Origin of the sequence: Oribacterium sp. C9 (assembly GCF_002007235.1) — a bacterium.
Taxonomy (GTDB): Bacteria; Bacillota; Clostridia; order Lachnospirales; family Lachnospiraceae; genus Oribacterium.
The window spans coordinates 1-20,148 of the sequence record NZ_MUHW01000024.1; the positions used below are offsets into that span (position 1 = coordinate 1).

The 20,148-nt window shown below is 42.7% G+C and carries 16 protein-coding genes; 13 read left to right on the top strand and 3 right to left on the bottom strand.

The window, feature by feature from the left end; translation table 11 throughout:
* The 5 genes from BXO88_RS13475 to BXO88_RS13495 form a co-directional block, all read left to right on the top strand.
* Positions 1-585 (top strand): TetR/AcrR family transcriptional regulator C-terminal domain-containing protein (locus tag BXO88_RS13475; protein WP_078038252.1); only part of this gene is annotated, 585 nt, incomplete at its 5' end.
* A 159-nt stretch (positions 586-744) separates the two neighbouring features.
* On the top strand, positions 745-1,194 hold the full coding sequence (locus BXO88_RS13480) for a ferritin-like domain-containing protein (RefSeq protein ID WP_078038253.1): 450 nt from the start codon (positions 745-747) through the stop codon (positions 1,192-1,194).
* Positions 1,195-1,207: 13 nt separating this feature from the next.
* Positions 1,208-1,390 (top strand): transcriptional regulator, encoded by a 183-nt coding sequence (locus tag BXO88_RS13485; RefSeq protein WP_078038254.1) that lies wholly within the window; start codon positions 1,208-1,210, stop codon positions 1,388-1,390.
* A gap of 239 nt (positions 1,391-1,629) precedes the next feature.
* The gene (locus tag BXO88_RS13490; protein WP_078038255.1) at positions 1,630-2,163 is read left to right on the top strand and encodes a phosphatase PAP2 family protein; all 534 of its coding nucleotides are present in this window, start codon (positions 1,630-1,632) and stop codon (positions 2,161-2,163) included.
* Positions 2,164-2,470: 307 nt separating this feature from the next.
* Positions 2,471-4,600 (top strand): methyl-accepting chemotaxis protein, encoded by a 2,130-nt coding sequence (locus BXO88_RS13495; protein WP_078038256.1) that lies wholly within the window; start codon positions 2,471-2,473, stop codon positions 4,598-4,600.
* A 65-nt stretch (positions 4,601-4,665) separates the two neighbouring features.
* Here the strand turns inward: BXO88_RS13495 and BXO88_RS13500 are convergent, their stop codons facing one another.
* Together BXO88_RS13500 and BXO88_RS13505 are read right to left on the bottom strand one after the other, a co-directional pair.
* Entirely contained in the window at positions 4,666-5,007 is a 342-nt protein-coding gene (locus BXO88_RS13500) for an Hpt domain-containing protein (RefSeq protein ID WP_078038257.1), read from the bottom strand.
* Positions 5,008-5,069: 62 nt separating this feature from the next.
* Positions 5,070-6,755: a two-component system response regulator gene (locus BXO88_RS13505; protein ID WP_078038258.1), complete on the bottom strand. Its 1,686-nt coding sequence runs from the start codon at positions 6,753-6,755 to the stop codon at positions 5,070-5,072.
* Positions 6,756-7,130: 375 nt separating this feature from the next.
* Between BXO88_RS13505 and BXO88_RS13510 the strand changes: the two genes are divergently transcribed.
* From BXO88_RS13510 to BXO88_RS13530, 5 genes are all read left to right on the top strand, one after another.
* Positions 7,131-9,263, top strand: a complete 2,133-nt coding sequence (locus BXO88_RS13510) for an FAD-dependent oxidoreductase (protein WP_078038259.1) — start codon at positions 7,131-7,133, stop codon at positions 9,261-9,263.
* Between the two features lie 348 nt (positions 9,264-9,611).
* Entirely contained in the window at positions 9,612-10,889 is a 1,278-nt protein-coding gene (locus BXO88_RS13515) for an SLC13 family permease (RefSeq protein ID WP_139355599.1), read from the top strand.
* 321 nt (positions 10,890-11,210) lie between these two features.
* Positions 11,211-12,242 (top strand): hydroxyacid dehydrogenase, encoded by a 1,032-nt coding sequence (locus BXO88_RS13520; RefSeq protein ID WP_078038260.1) that lies wholly within the window; start codon positions 11,211-11,213, stop codon positions 12,240-12,242.
* 144 nt (positions 12,243-12,386) lie between these two features.
* Positions 12,387-12,956 (top strand): HDIG domain-containing metalloprotein, encoded by a 570-nt coding sequence (locus BXO88_RS13525; RefSeq protein WP_078038261.1) that lies wholly within the window; start codon positions 12,387-12,389, stop codon positions 12,954-12,956.
* A gap of 23 nt (positions 12,957-12,979) precedes the next feature.
* Positions 12,980-14,398 carry a DASS family sodium-coupled anion symporter gene (locus BXO88_RS13530; RefSeq protein ID WP_078038262.1) on the top strand — a complete coding sequence of 473 codons (1,419 nt, stop codon included), beginning with the start codon at positions 12,980-12,982 and terminating at the stop codon, positions 14,396-14,398.
* 263 nt (positions 14,399-14,661) lie between these two features.
* Here BXO88_RS13530 and BXO88_RS13535 read toward each other — a convergent pair whose 3' ends face one another.
* Positions 14,662-15,609 carry a LysR family transcriptional regulator gene (locus tag BXO88_RS13535; RefSeq protein WP_078038263.1) on the bottom strand — a complete coding sequence of 316 codons (948 nt, stop codon included), beginning with the start codon at positions 15,607-15,609 and terminating at the stop codon, positions 14,662-14,664.
* A 231-nt stretch (positions 15,610-15,840) separates the two neighbouring features.
* Here BXO88_RS13535 and BXO88_RS13540 point away from each other — a divergent pair, with 231 nt between their 5' ends.
* The 3 genes from BXO88_RS13540 (at position 15,841) to BXO88_RS13550 (ending at position 20,083) form a co-directional block, all read left to right on the top strand.
* Positions 15,841-17,259: a DASS family sodium-coupled anion symporter gene (locus tag BXO88_RS13540; RefSeq protein ID WP_078038264.1), complete on the top strand. Its 1,419-nt coding sequence runs from the start codon at positions 15,841-15,843 to the stop codon at positions 17,257-17,259.
* A gap of 118 nt (positions 17,260-17,377) precedes the next feature.
* A complete protein-coding gene (locus BXO88_RS13545) occupies positions 17,378-18,379 on the top strand; it encodes a 4-hydroxy-2-oxovalerate aldolase (RefSeq protein ID WP_078038265.1) in 1,002 nt (333 codons plus the stop codon).
* A gap of 312 nt (positions 18,380-18,691) precedes the next feature.
* The gene (locus BXO88_RS13550; protein WP_078038266.1) at positions 18,692-20,083 is read left to right on the top strand and encodes a citrate synthase; all 1,392 of its coding nucleotides are present in this window, start codon (positions 18,692-18,694) and stop codon (positions 20,081-20,083) included.
* The last annotated feature ends 65 nt before the right edge of the window (positions 20,084-20,148 follow it).

Sequence of the window (20,148 nt, forward strand, 5' to 3'; positions counted from 1 at the left end):
CAACTAAACTTCCGAAAAAGAATCAATGGTTACCCACTATTTTTGACGAATAACCAAGAAATCTTAACAGCTTCTTTTCAGGAGCTTGCAGCTGTAAAAAGTATCGATAAGATCACGATACAGGACATCGTTGATAACTGCGGATATTCACCGGCAACTTTTTACCGGCATTTTAAAGATAAATATGATCTTATTGCATGGGAACATACCAGAGCTGTTGCAGCGATCATGGATCAGACTAGTTCGAATGATTATAAGTGGAAACAGACGCTTTATGACGCAGCATGTTTGTATAAAAACAACAAGGAATATCTGGTGAACCTACTGCAGAACACTTCGGGACATGATTCATTTTTGCGATATATGACCGAGATCAATTATGCAGCTCTGGAAAAGTACATTCTCTCTGTCAATGGTAACAAAAAGTTAACACATGAGGAGATGATGTATGCAAAAATTTACTGTCATGGATTCGTAGGACTGGCTTGCGAGTGGATTCTGGGACAGATAAATACAACTTTGGAAGAAATTGCGGAAGTTTATGAGTATTCTATTCCGGAGCCTCTAAAAAAATATCTTTTATAAATGAGAGAAATTGGCTTATTTATCTCATTATGAGAGATTATGATGGTATTCTAAATTGAAAATACAGCCTGCATCGATGAAAATATAAATATAAATTGTGCACAATGTTTTGGAGGCGCAATAATAGCTGGTTTTATTTTATATCGGAGGTAGTTTGCGATGACAAAGATTGAATTTTTAAAGTATTTAGCAAAAGGATGGTTCGGTAATTCTCAGCAGCATTCTATTCATGCACAGCTTTTAAAGGCTCGTGGTTTAAACAAGCTGGCAGACAAGATCATGGCAGAGTCCGATGAGGAATGGGATGAGGCGAAGAAGGTAAATGCCCGCCTGATTGAACTTGGTGAGACACCTGCAGTTGTGCTTCAGGAATATCCGATAATCACTGATATCAAGGAAATGCTTGAATATGACTTAAAGCAATCGGAAACAGCTCTTCCGGAAATGAGTAAGGCACTCTCCATGTTCGACGATGACTATGTAACCAGACATATGATCGAGGAATTCATTATTGACGAACAGGATCATTATAACTGGGTCAAGGGCCATCTCTGCCTGATTGAGCAGATCGGTATTGAAAATTATATTATTGAGATGCTAGGTGAGTAATGGAGTGCTTGGCATGAATGAAAAAGAACAGATCTTAGAAATCATGAGAGAAACCGGAGTACCTTTGAATGCAGGCAAGGTTGCTGAATTGACTGGACTGGATCGAAAGGTCGTTGATAAGGCATTTGCTCAGATGAAAAAAGAAGGCTCTATTGTTTCACCGGTCAGGTGTAAATGGGAGCCGGCTGAAAAATGAATACAGTCTGAAACACTCTGCTATGCAGAGTGTTTTTTATTTCAAAAGCAGTAATATGTTATCCGTCCGATTGGAAATACATAAGAAATCAATATTACTGTTATGAAGAATTCCCTCTTGATGGGCTGCCATTTAAAAAACAGATTATATGCTATGGAATAAATGTCGATGTAATTCTTATATTTCAATGCAGTTTTTTATTTCACTTGTTTCTTTTCAACGGACGGAGGAGATAGTATATGGAATTGTCTATCCTATATTCAATAGTACGTACACCTCTTTTAGACAGCTTTTTTCTTACTTTATCCAAGATCGTAGGTTCTTACGGCCAGCTGTTCCTGATCCTCGGTGTACTATTGATGATCTTTAAGAAAACAAGAAAAACAGGAATAGCGATAATTATTACATATTTTGGTGTATTGCTTTTTGGTCAGCTGCTACTTAAGCACTTAATATCGCGCCCGCGTCCATGTCATATAGATACAGCTTTCACTTTGCTGGTAGACAGACCGACGAGTACCTCATTTCCGTCTACCCATTCTGCATGGGCCTTTGGCGCAGCAACTGCTGTTTACATGAATTACCGAAAGGTCGGAGCAGCATTTTTGATTTTTGCAGTACTGATAGCATTCAGCAGACTATATATGTTCCTGCATTTCCCGACAGATGTTCTTACAGGAATCGTTTTGGGAGTCATATTGGGAATAGTATCTGTAAAAATAAGTACTCGTCTTATCCAAAAAGGCAATCCACCAAAGACGACAGCTAACTGACAGAAAGCCTTACTATAATTGTATATAATCTCCATATCCCGCTTAAAATAACGGGTTATGGAGATTTTTTAATTTAGCATTGTAGGAAACAAACAATAGAACAGGATAATATGTGCTCTAATTTAGTTATAGAAGCTCTTATAAATTCTTTATATTTTGTTTATACTTCTAAAACCGCGTTTTGTGTGATACTCAGATGATAAAAAATCCGTAATAAAAAATCTGTATATATCACGAACATATAGAGTAGCATTTGGCAGGTGCACAAAAAGGAAGTGTGCGCAATTCAAAGAAAGGATTCTGTTTTATGAAGTCAGTAAAATCATCAGGAAACAAAAAGAAGTCCGGCAACTGGTACAAAAACATGCGTTTGAACAAGCGTCTCAGTTTAGTAATCGGTGCCTTCACTCTCGTGGCATTCCTTATTCTGAATGTCGTAGTTGATTTATTATTCACAAATGTCATGAACCGTATGACCAGCCGTAGCATTCAGGATATCTGTGCGAAGAATGTCAGTGAAGTTCGTTCTATCGTAGAGAGAAACGATGTACTTGCAAAACCGCTGGTAAATTCAGTACTCACTATGGTTGATAAGAAAGATACCGGAGAAAAGCTTTATCCAAGTATCATCGAGCCTTCAGTAAATCTTACTGAGATACGTGCAGACGAAGACACTGTTATCAAAAATGATCTTTGGGCAATCGTTGATTCAAACGAGAACATCGAGGGAGCCGGTGTATTTTTCAATCCATATATGTTCTGCGAGGACATCAAGTATTATGAGCCATTTGTAACACGAGAGGATCTGAAGAACCTGACTGTCGGTACACTGGATTATGATTTATTCAAGGATATGGATTATTTCGTAAGAGCCGGAGAAACAAATCAGGTAATTTACGGTAAGCCGTTTACAAGTGATGTCACCGGCAACACCATCATTCCTGCTTCATATCCTATAGTAAAAGATGGAAAATTTATCGGTGTAGTCTGCATTGATATTTCTACCAAGATATTTGATTCAATGCTTATCGAAGACAGAGATACATATCAGAGTCTTACTGTTGAGCTGGACACAGGTGATCAGTATGTTATTTATTCAAACAACAAGGATTCTGAAGGAAAGCAGTTCTCAGATCTTCTTCCTGCAGCTTCTGTAGAATTCTATAAGAATATGTTCGGTGCAGGACAGGCCTTCATGCGTGAGAACACAGGTGTACGTCGTTACTATACTCCTGTTCAGGTAGGAGGTGAGACATGGTGGGTACAGACTGCAGTTACTGTAAAGGAGCTTAAAGAGGATCTCCACCAGCTGATGACTGTTATGTCAATCATTCAGGCACTTGCACTTATCATGCTTCTTGGCCTTTTATCATTCCTTCTTAAGAAGTCTCTTATGCCTCTGGAGAAGCTGGCTTCCATCGCTGATGATCTTTCCAATGGTATCCTTAAGGCTGAAATGGATTACAAGTTTAATGATGAGATCGGTCATCTTGTGAACAGCATGCGCAATATGATCACCCGTTTCCAGCAGATAATCGAGAACCTCGACCATAAGCTTGAAGAGATGGCAAACGGAAATCTTCAGATTGAGAATACAGAAACAGATATCTTTGTTGGCGAATTCGCTCCGATGCTCCAGTCCATGAATGTGATCACAGAGCAGCTCAATTCAACAATGATGGATATACGCGATGCTTCACAGAATGTAGAGAGCAGTTCAGGTCAGGTTGCATCCGGAGCACAGGCTCTGGCACAGGGTTCTACCGAGCAGGCATCTTCTGTTGAAGAACTCACAAATGAGATGAACAAGATAAATTCGGGAATCCATATGACTTCCGAGAAGACTACAAATGCAAACGATTTATGTCGTGACAGCAGTTCAGCTGTTCGTGAGTCCAACAAGCGTATGGAAGAGCTCACTCATGCCATGACTGATATCACAGAGAAGTCTACAGAGATTGGCAATATCATCAAGACAATTGATGAGATCGCTTTCCAGACAAATATCCTTGCGCTCAATGCCGCCATCGAGGCTGCAAGAGCAGGTGAAGCCGGAAAGGGATTCGCTGTAGTTGCTGATGAAGTAGGTAATCTCGCTCAGAAGTCTGCCGAGGCAGCAAAATCTACAGCAGCACTTATTCAGGATGCTCTTGATGCTGTTGCAAGAGGTGAGGAAATCACCAAGACTACAGCAGAAGCATTGAACCGTGCAGCAGAGAGCACAGATCAGGTAACAGAATTGATCGAAGATATCTCTGTTGCCATGACTGAGCAGTCAACTGCTGTAACTAATGTTTCAGAAGGTCTGGATCAGATTTCAGCAGTAGTACAGACAAACTCTGCAACAGCAGAGGAAAGTGCAGCCGCATCTAACGAGCTCAGCAATCAGGCAAGTCAGATGAATCACCTTATTTCAAAGTTCCGTTTGAAGGGCTGATACTAAAATGCAAAAGGACCATAACCCCTTGATCATCATGGGGCTATGGTCTTTTTTTTGCGTTTTTATTCACAAAGAGAACGATACTTATCTCTCAGTTCAATTATCGTTTTTACAAGATCGTCATAATCTGCTGGAGATTCATATCTCAAAAGCTCTGTAATTTCACAGACCTTTTCATAAAGCGGTGTGATGGAAAGATTTCCGATAACCCCCTTCAATGAATGAGCCGCCTGAAAAGCACTCTTCATATCATGATCTTTAATATAATTCTCCAGCTGTCCAAACTCCGGCTGTTGAGCAGCCATAGCCGCAAGTCTAAGATACAGTCCCTCATTACCCATACAACGTTTCAGCCCTTCATCTGTGTCAGCACCGTATTCTTTCAGTTTTTCAATAGTCAGCATTATCACCCTCCATAAAGATCGATTTCAGAAGCCCAAAATATGATGTGATTGTAAATCCTTTGTCAGCCCGACTTCACACATAGCGCTGTAAATTCATCATACGGAAGAGGTTTTGAAAAATAAAAGCCCTGTATGATAGTACAGCCAAGAGCTTTCAACCGGGACAGCTGTCCTTCATTCTCCACACCTTCAGCCACCACAGGTACCTGAAGAAATCTCGCGATATCCATGATCAGTTCTATGAGTCGGACACTTTTCTCATCCTTTTCCAGATTATGAACAAACTTCATATCCATTTTGATAACATCGATGGGAAGCTCATTCAACATGTGAAGAGAAGAGTAGCCCGCACCAAAATCATCCATCTCGATCTTGAAGCCTCTGTTTCTTAGAGAAGTAGTCACTTCAATAAGCTTTTTAGCATTTTCAGAATAAGCAGATTCCGTGATCTCAAGTAAGATATCGTCCGTGTCCAAACGGTTAGCCGCCAGCAGCTTCATGATCCTGTCCTCTAAAGAGTTATCATAAATATCGACTCTGGAGACATTGACAGAAACAGGAATACTTATTCCATAGTTATCCTTCCACTCCCGAATCGAGGCTGCAGCTTTTTCCCAGACATAATTATCAAGCTTGGAGATCAGCCCGTTATTTTCAAACAAAGGAATAAACTCTGTCGGAGGAATTGTTCCAAGATCAGGATGGAACCATCTGACCAGAGCCTCTGCGCTTTTTATCCTCGGAATGTCCCCGGAAATATCATATTTGGGCTGAAAAACAACCCTGAATTCTTCATTCGCTATACCTTTTTCGATATCACTTATGAGCCGTTCCTGATATATGGATCTCGCCTGCAGCTCGTCACTGTAATAGGCAACTTTCTTCGAATAGTCTCCGCGTAGCCTGTCACAGGCGAGCTTTGCCCTGTCAAAGCGCGTTTCCGTATCTATGTTCTTATCCACCTCTTCGTAAATACCGATACGAAGCTTTACTTTCATTGAATCCGAAGCAGAGTAGAGTTCATTCTGTATATCCTTCGCCATGTCAATGTTCACATCAGAATGCTCACAATATATAAAAAATGTATCACCCTCTGCACGGCATGCTATAGCGGCTGTGCATTCATATTTTCTTCGGATAAGATCAGCTGTAAAAGAAAGCAGCTTATCACCTTCTTTTCTTCCGAACATCTCATTGATGAGTCGGAAATGCTCGATATCCAAAACTATGGCGTCCATGGGCCGGTTAAGCTTGTACGAGTCAATACGCCTCACATACTCCAAAAACATATCCTTGGAATAAAGTCCTGTCAAAGAGTCCCTTTCCACAGAACGGATAATGCTTTTATCCTCATATAATTCTATGGTTCTTTCACATCTTGCCAGAATGACTTCAGGCATATCGTAGGGCTTTTTTATAAAATCGACTGCGCCATTTCTTATACACTGTACCTCTGCTTCCTTTTCAGAAGTCATGACTATGACAGGAATCGACTTTAATACTTCATCTTTTTTTATCTTTTGCAGGAGCTCGAATCCATCCATAAACGGCATGATAAGATCAAGAAGGATCAGGGAAAATAAATATTGTCCATCATTAAGAAGCTTCCATGCTTCCAGTCCGTTTTCGGCAAAAGCCACTTCATATAAAGGACCAAGTATATTACCAAGTATCTCCCGGTTAATCATTTCATCTTCCACAACCAATATACGGCGCCTGAAACCACTGGTAATTCGGAATTTATCCATAAAACAAATCCCCCGGCTAATAAAAATCAGAAAAGAAAGTCAAAAAACTGACGGTAAATCGTCCCGCCCTTAACATTATCACACTATGTAATATGTAAATATGTTACCACATATAATCATCTTTGTACCAATTTGAATAAAACGATATTTGCTGAATATAGGATTTCCAAATAGATGCAAAGTCATATATGAACGGTATTACAACAGAATGGAAGTTCGCAAACAAAAAACAATTTTTTAACAAACTTGTTAGTGCATATGCCTTTTTCGAGTGCTATAATGATAGATATTTGGGCGAATGTGTACAAAAAATCAGCACATTTGCATATATTTGTCGTTTATTGAATACGGCAAAGCCATCTAAGGAGGAAGAATATGAAGAGAAGAGCACTTGTTATGGGTCTGGCAGCTTCCATGGCATTAACAGCCTGCGGCAGCACCAGCACACCACCTGCAACTACAGAAGCTGCAAAGGAGACTACTACAGCAGCTGCAGCTGAGGAAACAACAGAAGCTGCAAAGGCAGAGGCAGGAGTAAGCGGAGAGTTTGAGGGAACCGCTCCGGGAATGCAGGGTCCCGTTACAGTTACACTTACTGTAGAAGACGGAAAGATCACAAAGGTTGACCTCAAGGAGATCAGTGAGACTGAGTCCCTTACAACTGTTGCAAAGGAAAGAATTCCTGCACAGATCGTAGAGCATCAGACAACAAAGGTTGACGCCGTAACAGGTGCAACACTTTGCTCTAACGCTATCATGAGTGCAGCAAGAAAGGCTGCTGAGGCAGCAGGTCTTGACCTCTCAGTACTTGATGCCAATGAGTGGCATGCAACAGCAGGCGCAGATGAGACATATGATCAGGATGTAGTAGTTGTAGGCGGCGGCGGAGCCGGACTTTCAGCAGCTATTTCAGCAGCACAGCAGGGTGCAAAGGTTACTCTCATCGAAAAAGGTTCTGTTCTCGGCGGTGACACAATGATGGCCGGCGGTGCATTTAACTGTGTTGACCCTGAGGCACAGGCGGAGCGTGTTATGAGCGCTGCTGAGAAGAATACTCTGGACGAGTATCTCGCACTTAAGACTGACGATGCAGATCTTCACTTCGATCAGTTCCCTGAGTGGAAGGAAGTTCTCACAGAGCTTCAGGATGACCTCAAGAAGTTCTTCAAGGATAACGAAGGTAAGGAAGTCGGCAAGGATATGCCGGGATATGATTCTATCGCACTTCATATGTGGCACATCTACACAGGCGGACTTCGTGAGATGAACGATGGAACATGGGTTGCTTCAAACATCGATCTCGCAAGAAACCTTGCTGAGAACGCTCTTGCTTCATATGACTGGACAGGCGATCTCGGAATCAATACTGCAAGCCATAAGGGCGCAGGTGATTCTCTCTACACAGTACTTGGTGCTATGTGGCCAAGAACACATGCTTACCAGAATGGTGCTCCACTTATCGAGGCTCTCAAGAAGGCTGCTGAAAAGGAAGGCGTTACTATCTACACAGAGACAGCCGGTAAGTCACTTATCACAGATGCTGACGGTAAGATCGTTGGTGTAAATGCTGAAAAGGCTGACGGTACAAAGGTTACTCTCAATGCTTCCAAGGGTGTAGTTCTTGCCTGCGGCGGATACTGCGCTAACCCTGCTATGGTTAAGAAGTATGATAAGTACTGGGGCGATGATCTCACAGATCACACACTTACAACAAACGTAGGAACTAATACCGGTGACGGTATCGTTATGGCACAGGAAGTTGGTGCAGGAACTGTAGACCTCGGTGTATCACAGCTCATGCCTTCATCTTCACCTGTAAAGGGAACCATGACAGACGGAATCTGGGCTGACGCATCAGAGCAGATCTGGATCGATGGCGAAGGAAACCGTTTCGTAAACGAGTATGCAGAGCGTGACGTTCTTGCAAAGGCTTCTCTTGGTCTCGACAATGGTATCTTCTATATCATCTATGCAGGTTCTTCAAAGGAAACAGGAAAGTGCGAGGGTGCAGATCCAACATCAGCTCTCTTCGGAACAACTGTTGAGAACATGGTAGAGCACAACAACGTATGGTATGGTTCAACTCTTGCCGAGCTCGCTGAGGCATCAAAGACAGCAGCTGCAGGTGTTGCTCCTGCATTCACAGAGGAAGCACTTCGTGAGACTATCGAGAAGTACAACTCTTATGTAGAGAACCAGAAGGATCCTGACTTCGGAAAGGGCGTTCTTGCCGGAGCTATCGATCTTGAAGCTATCGAGAAGGATCCTAACGTAGGTATCGTTATTTCTCCTAGAAAGGCTTCTCTCCACCACACAATGGGCGGAATCACCATCAACACAGACGGACAGGTTGTTGATGCAGACGGCAAGGCTATCGACGGTCTCTTCGCAGCAGGTGAGGTTACCGGAGGTATCCACGGTGGTAACCGTCTCGGCGGAAACGCTATCGCTGACATCTTTACATACGGACGTATCTCAGGTGCTAACGTTGTAAAGCTCAGCAAGTAATAAAACAGTGATTTGATCACAGATAATTCAAAAGAGATGGTACTTTCAGTACCATCTCTTTTTTTCGCGATAAGGCTATCAAGTAGATAATTGGGCGTTGTGCTTGCACATAAGCACAATGATACATTTGATAGCTAACGCGGAATCGAGCAGCTGGCTGCGAGATTGCGATAAGGCTATCAAGTGTACAATTGGGCGTAGCGCTCTCACAAACTCACATGTGGCATAACCCCACAACGTTTTGTTGTGGGGTTTAAATTATGCCTTGTTTTACTGTTGTGAATAGTGTGGGTATAATCTGAAAAGCTACAATATTTTTAGTTAAATCGCACAAAGGAGTCTGAAATAGTGAACGCAGCACAGATTACATTGATCATCGGCATATTCATGCTGATAAGTTATATTCTGGGAAAGCTCCCATACGGAATGACAGCTATTGCCTGCTGTCTGGCTCTGGACATAACCGGTGTCCTCACAACAGGAGAGGCGTGGGGAGGCTTTGGAAATTCCACAGTATTCTTATTTGCAGCGGTATTTGTACTTGGTGCAGGCTTTATGAAGACAAGCTTCACTAAGCATATGCACAACTTCGTAAAAAAATACGGCAACTCGGAAAGCAAGGTACGCTGGATCTGCATGATCATGGCATCCATACTTTCAATGCTTACAAGTGCCACTGCATCAGGAGCTACCATGCTTCCCATGCTTGATGTGATCTGTGAGCAGGGAAACTACAGCAAAAGCAGAATATATAAGGCTGTCATGGATGTAAGCTGCATATCCTTTGCCATTATGCCATTCGGAATGGGTGCCGCATTCATAGAGCAGGGAAACGAGATACTGGAAGCCTCAGGCGATGCCCTCAGAATGTCAGTTCTTGATTCAGCCATCGTAAGAATACCGGTACTTATATGTGTGATACTGTATATCGGACTCATAGGATACCGCTTTTTACCTGATAACAAAACTACCGTTCAGGAAGAGCACGAAACAGTAAAAAAAACAAGGACGGAACTGGATCCTTTACGTGATAAGCTCGGAATAATCATCTTCTTTGCCAGCATTATCGCCATGGTCATTTCCTCTTTCATAAGTGTACCATCACACTATGCAGCTCTTGCAGGTTCACTTCTCATGGTAGCAACAGGAGTACTGACAGGAAAAGAAGCCTTCCAGTCCATTGACCTGAACACAGTCTGCATCTTCGGTGGAAGTCTCAGCTTCTCCACAGCTATGACAAAGACAGGACTTGCCGCATCCATATCAGATGCTCTTTCCGCTATAACAAACCAGAACATGAGTCAGATTCTTCTGGTAGCTATTTTCCTTCTGGTTCCTTTCTGCATGACCCAGTTTATGGGAAATATACCGGTCATAAATCTGACAATGCCTATCGCGGCAGCCATTGCCGTAGGCGGTGGATTCAATCCTACAGCAATTATGATAGCAACGATAGCAGGTGCGACTCTTTCCGTTGCGACTCCTATGGCAGCCGGAATACAGGCACTTATCATGGGACCTGCCGATTATAAATTCACGGATTATCTTAAAGCGGGCCTTCCAGTAGCTCTGGTCTACCTTATCGTATACGCTGTATGGGCTCCGATAGCATTTCCTCTTTTCTGATCTTCTCAGATCCCCCCAGTCCTCTTTCCCGAAAGGGAAAGGGGACTTTTTTCGTGATAAGCCCGTCACGCGGGCGCTATGCTTGCATAAACGCACATGGGACGGGCAACACGAAATCGAGCAGCTGGCTGCGAGATTGCGATAAGGCTATCAAGTGATCAACGCGAAATCGAGCAGCTGGCTGCGAGATTCTGAGTTCACAATCCACAACAATTTGTTGTGAAAAATAAAAAACAGCTTGTTTTACAGTTGTAATCATCCACTCTATAATCGAACCATCAAAAAAAGTTTTCAAGCAAACATTAAAAAGGAGATATAAAAATGGGTTGGAAAGTATTATTACCACAGGAATTAAAACAGGACGCAAGAGATCTTCTTGAGAGCCACGGCATGACTCTTATCGATGGAAGAGGATTCGAAACAGAGGACGTTATCGCTGATATGAAGGAGTATCAGCCGGATGCCATCATCGTAAGAATCACAAAGATGACAAGAGCTGTATTTGAGGCAGCTGCTCCAAACCTCAAGGTTCTTGCACGTCACGGAGCAGGTTATGACGCAGTTGATCTTCAGGCTGCCAAGGATTACGGAGTAAAGTGCCTGTATGCACCGGTTGCAAACAGCACATCTGTTGCAGAGACAGCTATCATGCACATGCTTTACCTCAGCAGAAATGTAACACGTCTTCAGAAGATGTTAAAGGTAGATTTCTACGATGCAAAGCTTAAGACACATATGACTACTCTTAATGGTAAGACAGTCGGAATCATTGGATGCGGAAACATCGGCAGCCGTGTTGCCAAGAGATGTCTCGCTATGGAGATGAACGTACTTTGCTACGATCCATACAAGCCGGCTTCAGAGTTCCCTGACGGCGTTGAAGTCACAAGAGATCTTGAGAGAATCTTCAAGGAGAGCGATTTCGTTTCACTTCACGCTCCTAACACAAGCGTTACTAAGAACATGGTAAATAAGGAGACATTGGCACTTATGAAGCCTACAGCTTTCCTTATCAACACTGCAAGAGGAGCTCTCGTAAACGAGGAAGATCTCTATGAGGCATGCAAGAACCACCAGATCGCAGGAGCAGGTCTCGATGCTATCGCTCACGAGCCTATCCTTCCTGATATGCCACTTTCAACTCTTGACAATGTTCTCATCACACCACACGTTGGCGGAAACTCAATCGAGGCTGCTCTCAGAGCATCTTACCACTCAGCAATGGGCGTTCTCGAGATGTACGAAGGAAAGACACCTACATGGCCAATTCCTGACATCGACTATGAGACAGCAAAGACTTATGACGACGTGAAAATTCCTGAGAGAAAGTCAGTAGGAATGTACGATTTCTAAATAAAAATAAAAGACAAACATATTTAATGTACGGCAATGGGGTCGTACATTAAATCATGCAAAGAATATCTTAACCGAGTGATGTGCCGTACTTTGTACAGGAGATATAAAGATACAGGCAAACCTTATAAGTTGGAGGGAATTATGGGTAAGTTAACTGTAGAAGAAGTAGAAAAGTTATTTCCACAGCTTGCTGATGTAAAGGACAGAGCGCTTGCAAAGGCCGCATGTGAAATTTGGGTCGAGGCATTTGAGAACAGCTCATGGGAGGATATCAATGATCCTCAGTTCGCGATCCGCGCTCCGGGTGTTGCACTCATCAAGCACACAGAAAACGTAACAGCCAATGCAGTATACTGCGCCGAAAATGCTGTGAAGAAGTATGGTTATAAGGTGGACATGGATGTCCTTATCCTTTCAGCAGTTCTTCATGATGTATGTAAGATGGAAGAAAATGATATGGGAGAGGGCGGTCCCGGAACAGCTGTAAAGAGCCCTGTAGGAAAGCTCTACCAGCACGGATTCCTCAGCGGATACTACACTCAGAAGTACAATTTTCCTAAGGAGATCACTTCAATAGTAGTAGCTCACTCAGGCCAGTCAAAGGTGATTCCAAGATCTATCGAAGGTCTCATTCTCTACTATGCAGATATGATGGATGCAGACGTACATTTCGTAACTGCCGGCACAACACTTTGCCTGGAAGTTGACTAAGCATAGTTGGAAGGAATAAATATATGAAAGACAGAATACTCAAAATGATACCTATAGTACTGGTACCGGTACTTACATTCCTTGTCTCAGCACCTGAAGGTCTCGAGACAGAAATCTGGCATCTTTTCGGACTTACCATATCACTGCTTTTAGGTCTGATCCTTAAGCCTTTCTCAGAGCCTATCATCAGCCTTATAGTTGTCGGTGTCGGTTCATTTTTCGTAGCAGAGCCAGCTACACTTTTTGCAGGATATGCAAAGCTCGGAGTATGGTTCCTTCTTGCAGTTCTTCTTGCCTGCGGTGCATTCAAGAAGACAGGTCTCGGACAGAGAATGGCTTACGTTCTTCTTCGTAAGTTCAATCAGACAAAGCTTGGACAGACTTCCTTAGGTCTCGGATATATCATGATGCTTGTAGACCTGATCCTTAGCCCTGCTACAGGTTCAAATACTTCAAGATCAGCTATCGTATTCCCTATCTTCCGTGGAGTAGCAGAGTCCTTTGATTCATACCCTGACAGAAACCCAAGAAAACTGGGTGCTTACCTCGAGCTTCTTGAGCATGTAGTAGCAATGTCTACAGCAGTTCTCTTCCTTACAGGTATGGCTTCAAATGCAGTTATCGCATCAACTATCAAGGATGTTACAGGAATCGAGCTCACATGGGGTCTTTGGTTCAAAGCAGCTCTTGTACCCGGACTTTTAGTTCTTCTTACATGTCCTATCATCGTATATAAGCTTTATGCACCTGAGATGAAGAATTTCGGTGATATAAGACCTCTCGTTGACTCAAAGCTTGATGAGATGGGTCCTATGAAGAAGGATGAAAAGCTTCTTCTCGTAATATTTATCCTTGCCATCCTCGGCTGGGTAGTTGGTCCTAAGTTCAGCATCAGCATGAATGTAGTAGCATTCGGCTTCCTTGCTCTCGAGCTCGTAACCGGCATACTTGACTGGGACGACCTTATGAAGGAAAAAGGAGCATGGAACATGTACCTCTGGTACGGAGCTTTCTTCAGCCTTTCAAACGCTATCAATCAGGGCGGATTCTATACATGGCTCTCAGGCAAGATCGAAAGTGTCATGGACCTTTCCGCACTTAACGGAATGGTAGTTCTCGTTGTACTTATGCTTTTCAGCTTTGCAGTAAAGTATTTCTTCGTATCAAACGCAGCATACATCGCATCTATCTATCCTGTTATCCTTACACTGGCTATGACCACAAAGGTAAACATGATGATGCTCGCTCTCATGATGGCATTCTTCGGAGGCTACGGAGCACTTGTATGTAACTATGGTAACGGCGCAAGTATCTATCTCTATGGAAACGGCTACGTTTCACAGAAAGACTGGTACCTGAAGGGAACCATCATACTCTTCATGATATTCGCTGTATTCCTTGTTGTAGGTATACCATACTGGACAATCACAGGGATCTGTTGATGCCGCAACTACTCAATTTGTGTCATAGCTGCGCATAAGAAAATGAATATGATTCATTTCCGTTCCCCCTTAGTCAACATTTCATTATAAACAGATTACCCCCTCTGCCTAACGGCAAAGGGGGTAATTCTTCTATATATCGGAAAATAAAGTAAAAACGGATATGAACACTTTAAGGTTTATCCTGTGAATCAGGATTTCTGAATGCATTTTCCTTAAATGCATTCAGAAATCAGTGATAATGAAAGTAAAATAATGGTTCTTTATGTCTCGTCTATACTGAACTGCCCAAAGAAGTTCTTCAGCTCATTGATGAAGTCCTGTGAATACTGAGGGAAGTAGTGGTTCTTGTGATATACGATACTCATGGAGCTGTAGATGAATTCATCCTTTATCATTAGCGGGAAAAAGCAGGCATTGGGGTAGACATTTTTAAGGAATGGAATACGAAGACCGGTACAGAAAAAGGCGCCAATGTCTCCGGGAATAAGCTTTATCATGGTCTCTATATTCTCGATTTCCAGTACATTATGAGGAGTAATGTCTGAAGCCGCAAAACAGGCATCAACCTTCTTTCTCAGACGGAATTCATCAGTAAGTCTCAGGAATGGAAAATCTCTGAAGGGCTCAAGGGTAGTACCGAACTCACACTGTCTAATGATAGCTTCTGCATTGTTGCCAAAAAAACTGTTTAACAGATTTCGGGTGACAACCAGATAGACTCTGTCCTTCATAAGAGGAATGACCTTAAGGACAGAGTCGTCACTGGTTCTTATACCTATGAAAAAGTCCATATCACCGTTTATAATGTCCTTTTCCATGAGACTTGAATTCTGCATCTTGATCTTCAGACTGACATTGGGCCATTTTTTCATAAAGGCAGGCAGCACCCTCGGAATCCAGAACTGACCTCTGTAGGGACTGGCCCCTATGGTCATACTTCCGATGTTGTTCTGAAGAACATCGTTTATCTTCAGCTTAACATTATCAGCTTCATTCACGATCTTTACAAAGGATTCGTAAAGAACTTCTCCTGCAGGTGTCAGTGCTAATTTAGGTTTTCGATAGAAGAGGGGCGTTCCGTAGAAGTTCTCCAGCTTACTGATGTGCTGGCTCAGATTCTGCTGGGATGTATAGAACTGCTGTGCAGTCTTTGTGAACTGCAGATTCTGTGCCAATGCTATGAAATATCTGATGCTCTGGGTATCCAAATTTATTCCTCCATTTATGAAAAGAAAAAATATCTATACTAAATGCTATTCTGACACTTGATATCAGCCTTGACATAATAACATAAGACATAGGAAATATCCATGTTTTTCACAACATATTATTGTGAATATTAAAAAATAGCTTGTTTTACACTTGTGAAAGCCAACATTATAATCAGTTCAGAATTAATGATTTTTAAGAAAAAAGCACAAAAAAGGAAGGAAGTTATTATGAAAGAAAAAATCTTAAAAATGATACCTATCGTACTGGTACCACTGCTTATTTTCCTTTTACCTACGCCTGTAGGACTGGAAACCGAAGTATGGCACCTTTTCGGACTGACCATTTCTTTACTTTTTGGTCTCGTACTTAAACCTTTTCCGGAGCCTGTAATAAGCCTTATAGTTATAGGAATCGGATCATTTTTTGTAGCAGATCCAAGTTCTCTTTACACAGGCTATGCGAAATTAAGCGTATGGTTCCTGCTGGCAGTGCTTCTTGCATTCGGAGCATTTAAAAAGACCGGTCTCGGACAGAGAATGGCTTACGTCCTTCTTCGCAAGTTCAATCAGACAAAGCTTGGACAGACATCTTTAGGTCTCGGATATATCATGATGATCTGTGACCTTATATTAAGCCCTGCAACAGGTTCAAACACTTCAAGATCAGCCATCATTTTCCCTATCTTCCGTGGAGTTGCAGAATCCTTCGGTTCATATCCTGACAGAGATCAGAAGAAGCTTGGTGCTTATCTCGAGCTTCTTGAGCATGTAGTAGCAATGTCTACAGCAGTTCTCTTCCTTACAGGTATGGCTTCAAACGCGGTTATCGCATCAACCATCAAGGATGTAACAGGAATCGAACTCTCATGGGGACTCTGGTTCAAGGCAGCACTGGTACCGGGTCTTATCGTACTCTTTGTATGTCCACTCCTTGTTTACAAGCTCTTTGCACCTGAAATGAAGAACTTTGGTGATATCAGACCACTCGTTGACGCAAAGCTTGAAGAAATGGGCGAAATGAAGAAGGATGAAAAGCTTCTTTTCTTCATGTTCATTCTCGCTATCCTTGGCTGGGTAGTAGGACCAAAATTCGGAATCAACATGAATGTAGTAGCATTTGGACTGCTCGCTCTTGAGCTTCTCACAGGAATCATCACCTGGGACGATATGATGAAGGACAGAACCGCATGGAATATGTACCTCTGGTCAGGCGCATTCTTCAGTCTTTCAAATGCCATCAACGCAGGTGGTTTTTATACATGGCTCTCAGGAAGGATCCAGAGTGTACTTGATCTTTCAGCTCTTAACGGAATGGTAGTACTTATAGTCCTTCTGCTTCTGAGCTTCTCAGTAAAGTACTTCTTTGTTTCAAATGCAGCCTATATCGCATCCATCTATCCTATCATCCTTACACTCGGTCTTACTACCAGGGTAAACCTCATGATGCTTTCTCTAATGATGGCATTCTTCGGAGGATATGGTGCACTGGTATGCAACTACGGTAACGGCGCAAGTATCTATCTCTACGGTAACGGATACGTTACACAAAAAGACTGGTACGTAAAGGGAACCATCATGCTTTTCATGATCTTCGGAGTATTCCTTCTTATCGGCATACCGTACTGGAAACTCACAGGTATCTGCTGATCAATGCCGCACAACATTTTATTGTTAAATTTAAATTTTTGACTGTTAGACATTGTGGATATCGGGTGATAGCATTACTGCATAACAAAGATATAAAACATATTGGAGGAAATATATAATGAGTGTTACATTAATGGATTGTACTTTACGTGATGGTGCAAATGTTGTAGGTAAGGGCTTCGACAAAGAGATCACAGAGATGGTTCTGGACGGACTTACATCCTGCCATGTTCCTATCATTGAGTTCGGTAATGCCGGTGGAATCGGTGCATATGAGGTTGCAGGCTTCACAAATGCATTGACAGATAAGGAGTACCTCGACATCGCCCAGAAATATCTCAACCGTGGTTCCGAGATCGGTATGTTCCTTAATTCCACAAGATACAGAGAGAATAACATTGACATCGCACGTGAAAACGGCATGGCATTCCTCCGTGTGGGCGCTGCAGCAGGAAACGGAAGCATCGCAGTTGATCCGATAAAGGCCATCAAGAAGAGAGGAATGAAGGCATTCTACTCAATCATGAAGGCTTACCTTTTAACAGCAGATGAGCTGGTTGAAGAAGCTAAGATGCTTGAGGCCGCAGGTCTTGATGAGATCACCATCATGGACTCGGCAGGAACCATGATTCCATCAGAGGTTGCCGAGTACACAAAGAAGCTTAAGGAAGCTCTTTCAATTCCTGTTGCTTTCCACTGCCACAATAACCTGAGCCTTTCAGCTGCCAATGCCATCGCCGCATACGAGAGTGGCGCAGATATACTTGACTGCGGTCTCATGGGTATGGCAAGAAGTGCCGGAAACCTGGCTACAGAGGCATGCGTAGGCATCATGCAGCGCATGGGTGAGATGAAGGACGTAGACCTCTACAAGATGCTCCACTTCATCGACAAGGATCTCCAGCCTGCTATGGAAAAGCACAACTTCCATAATCCTATCACTCCGCTGGATCTGGTACTTGGTATCTCAGGTGCACACTCAAGCTTCAACAAGACCTTCAAGAAGGTAGCAGAGGAGCAGGGTGTTGATCTTTACAAGCTTATCATCGAGGTTTCAAAGCAGAACAGAAAGAATCCTTCAGAGGATCTCATGAATGAAGTTGCTGCTACTTTGAAGTGATTTATTTCCTTCATAATAAAACTGACATACAGATACTTTTGAACATAAGACCATTGAGGGGGACAGCAGAATATGCTGTCCCCCTCAGCGTTATATAAATTACTTGTTTCAGGATATATCCGATCGATCTCCGGTTCAAGGGACAGTTGACTTCATCTGCCCTGATAAAATTCATAACTCTTATTCCAATATAGAATAAAAGACACAATTGACATGTCTTTTATCAAAGTCTATAATTGCACGTATAAAGGACATGCCTAACATGTCTTTTATATATGTCTTTTATTCAGCGGGCAGGAAAGGGGAGTATTCATGTTTTTACAGTCATCATCAATAAAGTCCACAGATACCATCAGAACCTTATATTTCGACGACAGTATCCTGGCGCGTTTCTTCGGCCAGTCCTCTACACACAATGATATACCCGGAGAGCTTTATTCAAAGTACAATGTAAAAAAGGGACTTCGTAATGAAGACGGCACCGGCGTACTCGTAGGTCTGACAAAGGTTTCGGATGTAGTGGGCTATGTAAAGGATACGGACGGAAAAGTCACTCCCTGCGAAGGAGATCTTCTCTACAGAGGCTACAGCATAAATGACCTCATAAAAAACAGAAGAGACAACTACGGCTTCGAGGAAACCTGCTTTCTCCTTCTTTTTGGATTCCTCCCCAACAAGAATCAGATAGCAAATTTTAAGGGCTGTCTCGCAGACAGATACTCCCTGCCCGATAATTTCCTGATAAATGAGATCCTCGGCTCACCATCTCTTAATCTCATGAATCGTTTACAGGCTCTGACACTTCAGCTTTACAACTACGATGATGACCCTGACAATACAGATGTTTACGAGACCCTGAGAAAAGGGCTCAATCTCATCGCAAAGCTTCCGGTCCTTGCCTGCTACGCATATCAGTCAAAGCTTCATAAGGTATACCATGATTCACTGATCATGCACTATCCGAGACAGGACTATTCCATCGCTGAAAACATCCTTCTCATGCTTAGACCTGACGGAAAGTTCACAAATAAAGAAGCAAATCTTCTGGATGCACTGCTTGTGATTCATGCGGATCACGGTGGAGGAAACAACTCCACCTTCACTGACGTAGTTGTAGGCTCAACAGGAACAGACCTCTATTCAGCCATCTGTGCAAGCCTCGGAGCATTGAAAGGACCAAGACATGGCGGTGCCAATATCTCCGTATCAAAGATGATGGAAGAGGTGAAGGCTGTCACTGGCATGAACTGTGACAAAACTAAGATCATAAAAGTCATACTGGATATTCTAGATGGAAAGCTCTACGATCATTCAGGTCTTCTGTATGGCTTCGGACATGCGGTATATACACTATCAGATCCCCGTGCGGAAATCCTGAGAGAACTCTGCAGGAATCTCGCTCAGGAAAAGGGAATGCTCAGTACCTTCAATTTCTACAAAATGTTTGAAGACACCGCCCATGAAGTTCTCATGGAGAAAAAGAAGAAGCCTCTTCCTACAAATGTAGACTTCTATTCCGGTCTCGCCTACAGCATGCTGGGTATCCCCGATGAGCTCTACACTCCGCTTTTTGCCATAGCACGAGTCTCCGGTTGGGTTTCCCACAACATGGAGAACAAGATGTACGACGGACGTATCATGCGTCCTGCAACAAAATATGTGGGAGAGTTGCATGACTTCGTGGATATGGACAGCAGGAGCTGAGAAACATAATAGTTTTATTCACATCCCAAATAGAAGTTGTGATGAGATATGCTCATCGCAACTTC

Excerpts from the sequence above, each read along its gene's own strand:
- BXO88_RS13480 (WP_078038253.1), top strand. The coding sequence starts at position 745 with ATGACAAAGATTGAATTTTTAAAGTATTTAGCAAAAGGATGGTTCGGT.
- BXO88_RS13485 (WP_078038254.1), top strand. The coding sequence starts at position 1,208 with ATGAATGAAAAAGAACAGATCTTAGAAATCATGAGAGAAACCGGAGTA.
- BXO88_RS13490 (WP_078038255.1), top strand. The coding sequence starts at position 1,630 with ATGGAATTGTCTATCCTATATTCAATAGTACGTACACCTCTTTTAGAC.
- BXO88_RS13495 (WP_078038256.1), top strand. The coding sequence starts at position 2,471 with ATGAAGTCAGTAAAATCATCAGGAAACAAAAAGAAGTCCGGCAACTGG.
- BXO88_RS13500 (WP_078038257.1), bottom strand. The coding sequence starts at position 5,007 with ATGCTGACTATTGAAAAACTGAAAGAATACGGTGCTGACACAGATGAA.
- BXO88_RS13505 (WP_078038258.1), bottom strand. The coding sequence starts at position 6,755 with ATGGATAAATTCCGAATTACCAGTGGTTTCAGGCGCCGTATATTGGTT.
- BXO88_RS13510 (WP_078038259.1), top strand. The coding sequence starts at position 7,131 with ATGAAGAGAAGAGCACTTGTTATGGGTCTGGCAGCTTCCATGGCATTA.
- BXO88_RS13520 (WP_078038260.1), top strand. The coding sequence starts at position 11,211 with ATGGGTTGGAAAGTATTATTACCACAGGAATTAAAACAGGACGCAAGA.
- BXO88_RS13525 (WP_078038261.1), top strand. The coding sequence starts at position 12,387 with ATGGGTAAGTTAACTGTAGAAGAAGTAGAAAAGTTATTTCCACAGCTT.
- BXO88_RS13530 (WP_078038262.1), top strand. The coding sequence starts at position 12,980 with ATGAAAGACAGAATACTCAAAATGATACCTATAGTACTGGTACCGGTA.
- BXO88_RS13540 (WP_078038264.1), top strand. The coding sequence starts at position 15,841 with ATGAAAGAAAAAATCTTAAAAATGATACCTATCGTACTGGTACCACTG.
- BXO88_RS13545 (WP_078038265.1), top strand. The coding sequence starts at position 17,378 with ATGAGTGTTACATTAATGGATTGTACTTTACGTGATGGTGCAAATGTT.
- BXO88_RS13550 (WP_078038266.1), top strand. The coding sequence starts at position 18,692 with ATGTTTTTACAGTCATCATCAATAAAGTCCACAGATACCATCAGAACC.